This window comes from Flavobacterium sp. CG_23.5 (assembly GCF_017875765.1).
In the GTDB taxonomy this organism is placed as follows: Bacteria; Bacteroidota; Bacteroidia; order Flavobacteriales; family Flavobacteriaceae; genus Flavobacterium.
In genome coordinates this window covers 3585250-3598019 of record NZ_JAGGNA010000001.1, presented here as the reverse complement: position 1 = coordinate 3598019, position 12770 = coordinate 3585250, and the positions used below count along the sequence as shown (strand labels likewise).

The following is a 12770-nucleotide window of genomic DNA, read 5'->3' as shown; positions in this document are numbered from 1 at the left end:
TCTTGCAATACACCCAAAATAATAAATAAGAACCAAGCGTTATTATAATATTCTCGAGATAAAATAAAACCAAAATATGATTCAAATCAATGCCATAATTATTTACGAGAATAAAGATACTTTAACACTTTTAGAAAAATTTGTTGAAGAAAACTTTATGATTATGAAAATAATTGGGGATGCGACTTCGGCAAATGAGGGAATAAACTTAATTAAATTAAAAAAACCGGAAGTTGTATTCCTAGACCTATCCTTCAACGACGATTCTTTTTTTGAAATGCTACATCAGTTAGAATTCAATAGTCCCAAATTGGTATTTATATCTGAACAGGAACATCATGCAGTCAAAGCATTCAAATACAATGCTATAGATTTTATATTAAAACCAATAGAATTCAATAACGTTATATTGGCAATTTATAAAGTGATTAAAATAATTCAAATGGAACGTAGTTTTCAGGATCAAAAAATCAACAACATCAATATTCTGAATGAGCAAAACCAGAGTAATGAATATATAGCCGTTTCATCATTAGATAAAATTGAATTGATTCGAATGTCCGAAATCATTTTTTGCAAAGCAGATGGAAAATATACGTGTTTTCATCTAATAGATGGTAAAATGATAATGTCAAGTAGAAATTTAGGAGAATACAGTGGGATTCTAGACAATAATTATTTTTTCAGAATTCATCATTCGTACATTATTAACCTTCGGCAGATTGCGAAAATCTCCAAAAAAGATGGGTACTTTTGTGAATTTTCAAACGGAATTATTTTGCCAGTAGCGAAAAGACGACAAGAGGAATTTAACAAATTTATAAAGCTGAAAGATTAGAAAACACAATAATAAAAAGTTCAAAAATTACAAGGTTTAATTAAGGTTCTCTCTAAAAAAAGGAATTTTAATTAGTGTTTTTAGTAAAAATAAAAATAAAAATTATGATAGCCGAATTACAACCAAAATTTAAAAAAGTGATGATCATTGATGACAACCTCACAGATCTCTATATTTCATCGCGCATCATTATTAAAAATAACTTTGGGAAAAAAGTTTTAGAATATTCCTCCGGAAAAGAAGCATTAAAATACCTTCAGGAAAATCAGGAAAATGTTCAATTACTACCAAAAGTAATTTTTATAGATATATATATGCCAGGAATGTCCGGATTTGAATTTTTGGAAGAATACAATAAACTTTCCCCCACTTTAAAAAAATACTGCAAGACATTCATTATATCATCAACTATCGATGATTATGATATTATACGCGCACGAACCAATCAAAACGTAGTTTTCTTTCATGTAAAACCAATTACAAAAGAATTCCTAACTCGTATTATTGCTGATTAGACCTCAGTTCGCAAATTATTTTTAAAAATAGGATTTTAAAACACAACGTTTTAGACTTAATTTCCTATTCCTATTGGTAAAGTCATTTTTCCTAAAAAAGCGCATAATTTACTCATTGCAATACTATACACATTTGACAGTGTATAATTGACTTTCCGTTACCCTTAAAACCGCAATTAGGAACCATTTATTCCCCTAAAGTTTCAGTTATTACTTCTCGTTTTACATTTCAAAAACAATCCTCGTAATTTGTTTTTAGTTACTATTAGTTAAGCAATATTACGCTCAAATTGCTTGCTCACTAAGAACTTAAAAAGAATTCTAAATATTGATTTCGGCGATAAATTAAATAAAATAAGAGATGCTAATTTGCGATCCAACTTTAACCTTCGGTATGAAAAAATCTAACACTTTCGCTATTCACAAATTAGTAATATTTCTCACAATAGCGCTTTTGTCTTCTACAAAATCTTTCACGGCCCCGTTCCTTTATTCCGAACCTCCTCCTCCTGGTTTAGTAGAGCCAACAGCGGTACCTATTGATTCCTATCTCGTGCCAATGATTATTATAGGGGTTTTATTTGCTGTTTATATATTTAAAAAAAATCATGGGAATTAACATTTTGATTTAAGGTTAAATTAGATATATGTGAGTTATTTTAAAAAAATTTGAATTAAATAAACTAAGGACTTTAAACCCATTTTTTTTTAAAAGCTTCTATACTTGGAAAAGCATATCTCTGTTCAAATTATAAAAAGAAATACTATGAAAAAAAAATTGACTATTTGGATGGATCACTCAATTGCGTATATCATGGTATGCAAACCCAATCATTTTGAAATTGAAACCATTGAATCAAAATTCAGAAATAAGGAAAAAAAACAAGTTTTAGATAACTTACAACAACAACAACAACTTTCCCTCTATTATAAAAATATAAGTGATATAATTAAAAATTACAACCAAGTTATACTCTTTGGTCCCACTAATGCAAAAATAGAACTTTTTGATATTTTGAGTGAAGATAATCGTTTCGTTAAAATTAAAATTGAAATCAAAAACAATGATAAAATAATAGAAAATCATAGACATAATTTTATCAAGGAGTATTTTTCAAAAACGTAATTTTTGAACCTTTATAACTTATCGCAATTTAAATAGCTCGAATTTAATTCAAGAATTTAGCTATTATTCCAAAGGCTGATACTTTATTGATTACGAAACAAGTTGTTGCAAATCAACAGTTCATTTTAGTAATTAATAATTGTAATTTAAAATTTCATAAACCTGTTCAAAACTCACGACAATCAACCCAATATTATTCAGAAAAAATCCCTAATTTCCACTTTTAATAAAAGTGTTCCAAATGTCATTATTCCAGCCTTCTGTTCTCAAAAAATATTTAAGTCAACAAAGTTCGGATCAAGTTCTGAAAGCATATAAAAAATACATCAAGTATTTCCACAATACCTCTATTCAGGAAAACATACGCAACAGTAAAGAGGAACAATTCCAGGAGGGATTTATGCGGGAATTATTTGTGGATATTTTGGGATATACCCTCAACCCTAGCCCAAGATTCAACCTCACAACCGAACTCAAAAACATAAAAGGTTCCAAGAAAGTAGATGGTGCCATCCTGAAAGACGGAAATGCATTGGCAGTTATTGAACTCAAAGGAACCAATACCAAAGATCTCGAAAGCATTCGCCAACAAGCATTTGATTACAAAGCCAACCAAACAGGTTGTATCTATGTCATTACATCCAATTTCGAGAAGTTAAGGTTATACATCAACAATGCCGTGGACTATGAAGAATTCAATCTCTTTACATTAACTCATGTTGAATTTGAAATATTCTACCTCTGTCTGGCCAAAGACAATATTCTTTCAAACAAACCGCTGAGTATAAAAGAAGCATCAATTGTAGAAGAGGAAAATATTACCAAAAAATTCTATGCCGATTATTCGCTCTTCAAACGCGAATTATATAGGGATTTAGTAAAACAAAACAGGAATAATGTGATGTTAATGGAGTTACCGGAGAAGACTTCTAAACTAATGCTTTTTAAAAAGTCACAAAAACTCATCGACCGTTTTCTTTTTATTCTCTTTGCCGAAGACCGTGGATTACTTGCGCCAAACTCTATCGCTACTATATTAAAAGAGTGGAAAGCATTGGGAGACTTGGATATGACTGTTCCTTTATATGATCGCTACAAACAATATTTCAATTATCTCGATACCGGTCGCAAAGGCACCGACAAAAAAGAAGAAATTTTTGCCTACAACGGCGGACTTTTTCTACCTGATACTATTTTGGACGCCATTATCATAGACGATGATCTACTCTATCGTCATACCAAAAAATTATCGACTTACGATTTTGAAAGCCAAGTTGACGTGAATATTTTGGGACACATTTTCGAGCATTCCCTAAACGAAATAGAAAGTGTCAATGCAGAGATTGAAGGCGCTGATTTCGACAAACAAAAATCCAAACGCAAGAAAGACGGTGTTTTCTATACCCCGAAATACATTACCAAATACATCGTAGATAACACCGTTGGTAAATTGTGTACAGAGAAAAAACTAGAACTCGGCATTATAGACGAGGAATATGCCAAGGGACGAAAAAACCGTCAGGCAACCATCATTATAAAACTGGATCAGCAGCTCAAGGACTACCGCGAATGGCTTTTAGACCTTACTATTTGTGACCCTGCTTGCGGCTCTGGTGCGTTCCTGAATCAAGCATTGGATTTCCTGATAAAAGAACACGGTTATGTAGATGAACTTACTAAACAACTTTTTGGTGGTGGATTCACCTTTCCGGATATCGAAAACCAAATCTTAGAACATAATATATACGGTGTAGATCTTAATGAGGAAAGTATAGAGATCGCGAAACTCTCTTTGTGGCTACGCACTGCCCAACCCAAACGAAAACTCACCAGCCTGAACAACAACATCAAGTGTGGCAACTCGCTGATTGAAAGCAAAACCGTTGCTGGCGACAAAGCCTTTAACTGGAAAGAAGAATTCCCTGAAGTATTTGCCAAAGGTGGTTTTGATGTGATTATTGGTAATCCGCCTTATGTCAGAGCGGAACTTTTAGGAGATTACAGAGATTATTTTAGTAAAAACTTTAGTGTGTTTCATCCTGCAAGTGATTTGTTTGCTTATTTCTATGAATTGGGTGTTTCCATTATAAATAAAACGGGAAGTATGGGATTCATTTCAAATACATTTGATAAAACTAATGCAGGGAATGTTTTAAGAAATTATCTCCAACAAAATATTTCGTTCAAAAAATATATCGATTTTACAGAAGTACAAATATTTGAAGGAGCAACAACTTATCCTGTAATTATAACTCTAAATAAAAATACTTTATCGAATACTAATAAATTTGAATATATAAAAATTCCAAAGTTAAGTCAGTCAAAAATAATTGATATTGAATTTCATAAAAATGTAATTGTAGATCAAAATACGCTTTCAAAGGATACTTGGTCTTTTTCTTCTTCAAATGAAGCTGTATTCTTAAAAAAAATATCAACTTTCCCATCTGTAAGACAAAAATTTGGGAAGTGTTATTACGGTGTTAAAACTGCTCTTAATGAAGCATTCATAGTAGATGACAAAATAGTTGCAGAACATATAAAACCTATTTTCGAAGGGAAAGAAATAAAAAAGTGGGTAGTTCCTGCTGCTGCACAACAATTGATTCTGTTTAAAAGTAAATGGACAAAATCAACCTACGGAAATGATATTTCTGAACAAGAAGCTTTGACGATTTTAAAAAAAGATTTTCCTCAAATTATGAATCATCTTTTACCTTTTGAAAATTTGGCAAAAAAACGATTCGATAAAGGAGATTTTTGGTGGGAATTGAGAAATTGCGCCTATTACGATTTATTTGAAAAACCAAAGATTATATTTCCGAACCTTCAAAATTCAAACAAATTTGCTTTAGACTCAGAAGGTGTTTACATAAATGCTCCAGCAGTATTTTTACCTAATTCAAGTAAAACACTTTTATGTATTTTAAACTCAAAAGTTGTATGGAAATTTCTATTGTCTATTTGTGTAGTTCGAAGTGGTGGCTACATTGAAGTGAAACCACAATATTTTGAACAAATCCCAATACCTGAATTTAAAAACGAAATTGAATTTGAAAATATAGCTGATTTAATGATTGATTATATCTCATCTTTTCAACAGTTAGAATCTAAATTTCAAAAATACTTTTCTTCAAAGTTTTCTTTGGACAAACTCTCAAAAAAACTCCAAAACTGGCACCTATTATCCTTTGCTGATTTCATTACAGAACTCAACAAAGCCATTAAAATAGCTGGACAAACGCCACTCACCAAAAAAGACGAGTTCGAATGGTTGGATCTATTTGAAGAAAACAAAACCAAAGCCCAAACCCTAAAATCACAAATAGAAACCACTGAAAAAGCAATTGATAAAATGGTGTATGAGTTGTATGGGTTGAGTGAGGAAGAAATTGGGATAATAGAAAATAATTAGAAAATAAATATGAAATTAAAAGAACTTTATAAACATAGGACAGATTTTACAATAATTGGACTTACTGGCAGAACTGGTTCAGGATGCTCACAAATTTCAGATTTATTGAGTAAAGATTTTAATAATTTGAGCAATGGTCTAAGAGAAGCTAATAGTTTTTCAGACCCAGTATTTAAAAGAAAATTTGAGATTACTAAGAATTATTTATCCTATGGAAACAATTGGCAACAATACGATATTATTGAGTACAAAAAAGTTTTATTATTATACATTGTAAAAAAAACAGGAAGTGATTTTTTTAAAATTAGGAATCTTTTAAATAAATATTATAGACAAAGTAACGCTGAAGACAATAAAGAGTTAGTTAAAAAAAAATTTGTGAAATTAGAAGAAACTTTTGTTAAGCATAAAACTTTATTAGAGAATATTAACAAGTTAGTAAGTTTTGAAAACATAAAGAACACTGAAAGTTTATTGCTATTAAATAAGATTTTTTTTGGTGAAGAATTTATAGAATTTACAAATGATTTTATGCAAATTCTAGAAGCTGAAGGAAACTATTTTAGAAGGACCTGTTTATTTCATTCTGTTTCATGTAACATTCGAAAATCTAGAAAATCGGGTATTGAAAACAATACCGATCCTAATAATGTTTATACAATTGCTGAGTTAATAAATAAAATAATAAAAGCAAGAAAGAAATTTAATAGTACGGAATCTAAATCTACAAAAATTGTTATTGATTCACTTAGAAACTCATTAGAAATTACTTTTTTCAAAGAACGTTATTCTGCATTTTATATGGTTGCAACTAAAGATATTCTTGAGAACTCAAAGGAAAGGTTAGATGAAAGATTTTTCAATAAGATAACTAATGAATCTGAACGTTTAGAATTAGTAGAAAAATTAATTGACTTAGATGAAACTGAATATAAAAATAAAGATTTCTCAAAAGGAATATTTACTTCACCAAACGTAGAAAACTGTATTCAAAAAAGTGATTATCATATTTTTAACCTTAAAGTTGATCAAATTGATTCTTTTTTAGAATTATTTGAAAAAGATCATGGAGCAACCATTATTGAAAAAGAAAAAATTTCTAATACTTTCTTAACAAGAGAAGAACAATTGATGAAACTAGTTTCTCTTATTTATCAGCCGGGATTAATTACACCTAGCGCTAGTGAAAGAAATATGCAGATAGCTTACACTGCAAAATTAAATTCTGGATGTATTTCAAGACAAGTAGGTGCAGTGATTACTGATAAGAATTTTATTGCAAAGTCTATTGGTTGGAATGACGTAGCAAAAGGGCATACACCATGTAATCTTAGAAATGTTGAGGATTATTTTAATGGCGCCATAGTGAATAGTGTTCATTACAGTGAATTTGAGAAAGGAAACATAACAAGTACATCTGATTACAAATATAAAGACACTTCCGTTTCCACTTTTAAAGACGCAATCGTTGATTACTTCGAAGAAGATTATAAACTTAAAAAAGATGAGCTTAATGGTAAAAATTGCTCATTTTGTTTTAAATCTATCCATAATCATTATGAAGGAGAATCAAATCAAGTTCATACAAGATCATTACATGCCGAAGAAAATGCTATGTTGCAACTTACTAAATCAGGTGGATTAGGTGTTGAAAATGGTATTCTTTTTACAACTGCTAGTCCTTGCGAACTTTGTTCAAAAAAAGCATATCAATTAGGTATTAGAATTATTTTTTACATTGACCCTTATCCAGGAATTGCTGTTGACCAAATACTTCATGGAGGAAGAATTAAACCAATTTTATTTCCTTTTTCAGGCGCTATTGGTAATTCGTATCATAAATTATATGAACCTTATTTATCCCCTAAAGATGAAATAACTATGACTCTAGAAATGGATAATAAAAACATCAACATAAATCAATTTAAAAATATACTAAAAAAAATATATCCCAAATATGAGTTAATTAAAAACATAAAAACATTAGAAGATGTTGAATTGATTATAAATCAAGGCCTTTCAAATTTTGAAAATATTGAGGATGAAGTTGAAAATTCATAAAGTAGAATTTAAAGTATAAACGCAATAATGCAAAATCTATACAAATTAAAAGATATGAATTATATGGTATAATTAAGCAAAAATGAATGAGCGTTTTTCTATTCAAATCAAGAATTATCGATTCTTAATTTACACAATTTAGATTTTAAAATTGGCTACAAACATCACATCCTTCAGGGCGCTTACATAGCCAATAAACAAAATGTAATAGATCAAAAAACTACGGTTATAGAATTGAAGAGTAGATCAAATTCAATGCAAATTCAATATTGCGACCAAATAAATATTATTTCAAATCAATAGAATATCAGTACCAATTATTAACATTAAAATTATCATAAGGAAATAATATTATTTACAACATGAAAAGTAAAAAAGGAAATTGCCGTTTATGTGGAGAATTCAGAGAGCTTACATTTGAACATATTCTACCAAAATCCTAGATGGAGCTGATCTATAATCCGTTCCAAAATCATAAATTAAACAGCTATGTCACGCCTAGACAAAACCAAAAACTTACCCATCTATCAAAAAGCAATGCTGATTTACCAATTAGTGGAAAGCTTGATGGCTTCTTTACCTGAAGAAGATGAATATATTCAAGACACCAAAGAATTGATACGAGCCGATGCAATGATCATTCCGGCTAAAATAGCTGGGGCCGAAGGGGGTGATCTATACAGCATTCGCATGCAAAACGCCGCTCTCATAAGAGAACACGCGATGCATTTGTATGTGCAAGTGGGTAGTTTACGATTTCATGAAAGCTACAAAGATTTAGAATATGTAACGCTCATCCGAAAAGAACTCGATGAATTCCGGGTGCTATTCCTAGACTGGGTAAATAGTTTTGACACCAACAATCACATCTGGGACGAATGGGGTTTATTCAATCCACCCGGTGCTATCCGTTCTACAGAGATTGATGGTTTTGAAGAAGATGATTTTAATAGTGATGACTTTTTTGATGAAGAAGACTAAAGAATTTTGATTCAGTAAAGTATTTTAAATCCTGTATTTACGAAATGAAAATTTCTTATTTATTGAAAACTAAATAATACCTCCGTATGAAGATCCAATATTGTTCAGACCTACACCTAGAGTTCCCAGAAAATAAAAAGTTTATCCTTCAAAACCCTATTAAGCCAAAAGCGGATATTCTAATTTTAGCTGGAGATATAGTACCGTTTGCCATAATGGATAAACATCAGGATTTCTTCGATTATATTTCAGAGCATTTTAAAATGACTTTTTGGATACCTGGAAATCACGAATATTACTATTACAACATTGCAGAAAAAAGTGGCGTCTTAGAGGAGCAAATCCGTGACAATATTTTTTTAGTAAACAATTGCGTTAAAGAAATTTCAGGTGTCAATCTGATTTTTTCAACTTTATGGTCAAACATTTCTCCCTCAAAACAGTGGCTTATAAAAGAAAGTCTCTCTGACTTTAAAGTAATTAAATACAAGAATCGCTTATTCAATCCGGATGACTATAATCTGCTGCATCAAGAAAGTTTGGCATTTATAACAAAAGCAGTACAAGAAACTGCTAATAAGAAAACAATTGTAGTAACACATCATACGCCAACATTTATCAATTTCCCTGAAAAATATGCCGACAGCAAAATCAATGAAGCCTTCGCAACAAACTTAGATGTCTTTATAGAAAACAACACTATCGATTATTGGATTTATGGACATCATCATTGCAATGTTGGTGATTTTGAAATTGGAAACACAAAACTGTTAACCAATCAATTGGGATATATCAAATACAATGAAAATATGGGATTTAATGACAAAGCTATTATTTCAGTATAAATAAGTTGATGTTTTATACATTAATCACTGTATTTATACATTAATAAATTGACATTTAGTATAATAAACCTATATTTGCATAATAAACCTATCAAGTTTATTATAAATTTTATTAGTTTATTATGGAAAAATTAAAAGAATATATCCAGCAAATACTTGGCGAACAACTTGTTTTAAAAGAGTTGCCAAAAGAAGTTTTGAATAAATTGCCTTTTATATTCAAGAACAATTATACTTTTTATACTACCCTATTATTTAATCGGGAATTGATACTATTAGAGCTGAACAAAGAAGAAGCGCTTAATGCTGCACAATTGCGAAAACAACTTGTTAGTATTCAAAATGCCATAGATAAAAGAATTGTAGTTGTTACGGATGATATTACAGCAATAAATCGAAAAAGACTAATCGACCAAAAAATTAGTTTCATCATTCCTGGCAAACAAATGTACCTGACAGAACTTTTAATTGATATTCAGGATTTTAATAAAGGCAAAGAATTTCAAAAAGAATTTTTATTGTTGCCTTCAGCACAATTAATCTTATTATACCACATTTTACATAGGCAAGATGATTTAAGCCACTATACATTCAAGGAACTGGCAGAAAAATTCCAATACACACAAATGGGAATTACCAAGGCAATAGAAAATTTGAAACGATTGGCTATCGTAGAAGTTGAAGGGACAAAAGAGAAGAATATCATATTCGAAAAAGACATTCAAAAACTTTGGAAACAAGTAGAAAAGCAATTAGTTAATCCAGTGATGAAAACGGTCTATATCGATGAAAAACCAAAAGGATTATTAAAATCTAATACAACAGCATTAGAAGAATATACGGATATGAACCCCAGCAAGTTGGATTATTTTGCCATAGAAAAAAACCAATTTTATGCATTGGAAAAAAATAATCAGTTAGTAAACCTAAATAATGAAAATGGCAACTATGCATTAGAAGTTTGGAAATATAATCCGGAACGAATCACAAAAGGAATAACGAAGAAAAATAATGTAGATCCATTGTCTTTATATTTAAGTTTAAAAGACGGATTTATTGATGAACGAACAGATATGGCATTAGACCAAATAATAGAAAAATACGTATGGTAAGAGGTTTAGAAATTTTCAGACAGCATTTCAAAGAATTCACAGATAACTACATCATCATTGGTGGAACTGCTTGTGATATTGTAATTGATAATGTTGGGCTTACACCAAGAGCAACAAAAGATATTGATATAATTTTAGTCATTGAAGCATTAAGCCCGGAATTTGTAACTCATTTTTGGGAGTTTATCAAACAAGGAAATTATGATGTCAAAGAGAAAAGTGAAGAAGACAGAAAGTACTATCGTTTCCAAAAACCACAAGCAGAAGAATTTCCATTTCAAATAGAATTATTCTCAAGAATCCCCGATTTATTAGATTTAGCGGAAGGAACACATTTAACTCCAATTCCAGTAGATACAGAAATTTCAAGTTTATCGGCCATACTGATGGATGATGATTATTACAACTTCACGATCAAACACAGCCAATTAGATAACGGTATACATCTCGCCAATAGTGAAGCTTTAATAGGATTAAAAGCCAAAGCATTCCTCGATTATAAAACGCGCAAAGAAAACGGAGAAAAAATTGATGAACGACAATTAAGAAAACATAAAATGGATGTTTTCAGATTGTTATTACTACTAGCTCCCGAAGATAATTTTACAATTCCAACAAGCGTAAAAACGGATATAGCAAATTTTGCTGAAGCAGTAAAGAATGATTTGCCAGACAAACAAATTTTTAAAGAAATGGGTGCAGGAAATGTGAATGTAAAGGAGTTATTTGAACAATTAATTAGTGCTTTTAATATTTAAAAATAAAAAAATAAATGGGAAAGTATTTAGGACTTGATTTAGGCACAAGTTCAATTGGTTGGGCTATAATTGACAATGATACAAATCATACGATTAATTGTGGAGTGAAAATTTATAACAATGGTTTTAAAAATAAACAATCAACTCCAGTCAATAAAGTTAAAAAACGACAAAAAAGTAGTATCGCATTATTGACTATCGCTACTATAGTAATAATTGTAAGCATCATAGATCTTTCAAATTGGCAGTTTTGGCTCAATATATCGTTGACAACATACATTTCAGTTCTGACACATAATCTCCAAAGCAAAAAATAATAGAATTTAGAAACAATGACGAACACGATTATCCAATTTAACTCAAGATTAGAAAAATTTCTATAAGGTAATTTAGCGAATCACCACTACGGGCAATCAATAGGTCTCCCTACGGTCGCTTCCTTTGTTCCGCTCCGCGGTTCCAGTCGGTCAACCATATATTTTCATAACATCTTTCAGGGTATTTTAGGCATACTTTTTTTCATAAGAAGCAATATAGGTTCCCCTCCATTCCACCGCCGCAATATGGCCACAACAAAAACAGCAGTCCCGGCAAAAGGCAGGACAGCTGTTTTTATTGCGCCATCTCGCTCCTCGTCTTCACACGGTCACTTCCTGCGTTCGGTCGGGCTACCATAACCACAATACCGCTTCATTCCGTTTCGCTCCGTTCCTCCGCTGCACTGCATTCCAGCCATATTCTGGTTATAGCCCTCTGTTTTTTCAGCGGTTGCTCCTTCGCACAGCTATCGGGGTTGGCTCCGTTCGGTAATAACCTCACTTTGCCCTAAATCAAGGATAGCCAAAGGCTGTGTCATATTTCTTCCCCGCCGTTTCACGCTCATACCTGCTCCATTTCGCTACGTTCCTTCGCTCAATTCCCGCATTTATGGTAGCTGTTCGATTGCCGCAACACCGCCAACTTCGCTCCTCGAAAAACAATAATTTCCGCTTTCGCTACAATTATCATTTTCTGCGGTGCTTGGGGGTGTTTGATTGCTGTTTCCATAAGAAATTCTTCAAAAAGAATCCAGAACGACCCTGAATTTTATCGAAAAGAAAGAGATAAAAAACCAGCAAT

Annotated in this window: 10 protein-coding genes; all 10 read left to right on the top strand. The window is 31.2% G+C overall.

Translation table 11 applies throughout. The features are described from left to right. Positions 1–76 precede the first annotated feature (76 nt). The 10 genes from H4V97_RS15470 to H4V97_RS15425 all read left to right on the top strand — a co-directional run bounded on the left by H4V97_RS15470 (position 77) and on the right by H4V97_RS15425 (position 11968). Positions 77–838: a LytR/AlgR family response regulator transcription factor gene (locus tag H4V97_RS15470; RefSeq protein WP_209550193.1), complete on the top strand. Its 762-nt coding sequence runs from the start codon at positions 77–79 to the stop codon at positions 836–838. A gap of 104 nt (positions 839–942) precedes the next feature. Then, complete coding sequence (locus H4V97_RS15465) at positions 943–1353, top strand: response regulator (protein ID WP_209550192.1); 411 nt, start codon at positions 943–945, stop codon at positions 1351–1353. A gap of 766 nt (positions 1354–2119) precedes the next feature. Then, the gene (locus H4V97_RS15460; RefSeq protein ID WP_209550191.1) at positions 2120–2479 is read left to right on the top strand and encodes a hypothetical protein; all 360 of its coding nucleotides are present in this window, start codon (positions 2120–2122) and stop codon (positions 2477–2479) included. A gap of 241 nt (positions 2480–2720) precedes the next feature. Then, a complete protein-coding gene (locus tag H4V97_RS15455) occupies positions 2721–5894 on the top strand; it encodes an Eco57I restriction-modification methylase domain-containing protein (protein WP_209550190.1) in 3174 nt (1057 codons plus the stop codon). Between the two features lie 9 nt (positions 5895–5903). After that, positions 5904–7955, top strand: coding sequence for a hypothetical protein (locus H4V97_RS15910; RefSeq protein ID WP_245345248.1), 2052 nt, complete (start codon positions 5904–5906; stop codon positions 7953–7955). Positions 7956–8444: 489 nt separating this feature from the next. Beyond that, complete coding sequence (locus H4V97_RS15445) at positions 8445–8936, top strand: hypothetical protein (protein ID WP_209550189.1); 492 nt, start codon at positions 8445–8447, stop codon at positions 8934–8936. Positions 8937–9022: 86 nt separating this feature from the next. After that, positions 9023–9781 carry a metallophosphoesterase gene (locus H4V97_RS15440; protein WP_209550188.1) on the top strand — a complete coding sequence of 253 codons (759 nt, stop codon included), beginning with the start codon at positions 9023–9025 and terminating at the stop codon, positions 9779–9781. 122 nt (positions 9782–9903) lie between these two features. Then, a complete protein-coding gene (locus tag H4V97_RS15435; protein WP_209550187.1) occupies positions 9904–10893 on the top strand; it encodes a MarR family transcriptional regulator in 990 nt (329 codons plus the stop codon). Beyond that, positions 10887–11651, top strand: a complete 765-nt coding sequence (locus H4V97_RS15430; RefSeq protein WP_209550186.1) for a hypothetical protein — start codon at positions 10887–10889, stop codon at positions 11649–11651. The genes H4V97_RS15435 and H4V97_RS15430 overlap by 7 nt, the downstream gene beginning before the upstream one ends. 14 nt (positions 11652–11665) lie before the next feature. Further along, positions 11666–11968 (top strand): hypothetical protein, encoded by a 303-nt coding sequence (locus H4V97_RS15425; protein WP_209550185.1) that lies wholly within the window; start codon positions 11666–11668, stop codon positions 11966–11968. Positions 11969–12770 lie beyond the last annotated feature (802 nt).

Excerpts from the sequence above, each read along its gene's own strand:
- H4V97_RS15435 (WP_209550187.1), top strand. The coding sequence starts at position 9,904 with ATGGAAAAATTAAAAGAATATATCCAGCAAATACTTGGCGAACAACTT.
- H4V97_RS15455 (WP_209550190.1), top strand. The coding sequence starts at position 2,721 with ATGTCATTATTCCAGCCTTCTGTTCTCAAAAAATATTTAAGTCAACAA.
- H4V97_RS15460 (WP_209550191.1), top strand. The coding sequence starts at position 2,120 with ATGAAAAAAAAATTGACTATTTGGATGGATCACTCAATTGCGTATATC.
- H4V97_RS15470 (WP_209550193.1), top strand. The coding sequence starts at position 77 with ATGATTCAAATCAATGCCATAATTATTTACGAGAATAAAGATACTTTA.
- H4V97_RS15440 (WP_209550188.1), top strand. The coding sequence starts at position 9,023 with ATGAAGATCCAATATTGTTCAGACCTACACCTAGAGTTCCCAGAAAAT.
- H4V97_RS15465 (WP_209550192.1), top strand. The coding sequence starts at position 943 with ATGATAGCCGAATTACAACCAAAATTTAAAAAAGTGATGATCATTGAT.
- H4V97_RS15425 (WP_209550185.1), top strand. The coding sequence starts at position 11,666 with ATGGGAAAGTATTTAGGACTTGATTTAGGCACAAGTTCAATTGGTTGG.
- H4V97_RS15430 (WP_209550186.1), top strand. The coding sequence starts at position 10,887 with ATGGTAAGAGGTTTAGAAATTTTCAGACAGCATTTCAAAGAATTCACA.
- H4V97_RS15910 (WP_245345248.1), top strand. The coding sequence starts at position 5,904 with ATGAAATTAAAAGAACTTTATAAACATAGGACAGATTTTACAATAATT.
- H4V97_RS15445 (WP_209550189.1), top strand. The coding sequence starts at position 8,445 with ATGTCACGCCTAGACAAAACCAAAAACTTACCCATCTATCAAAAAGCA.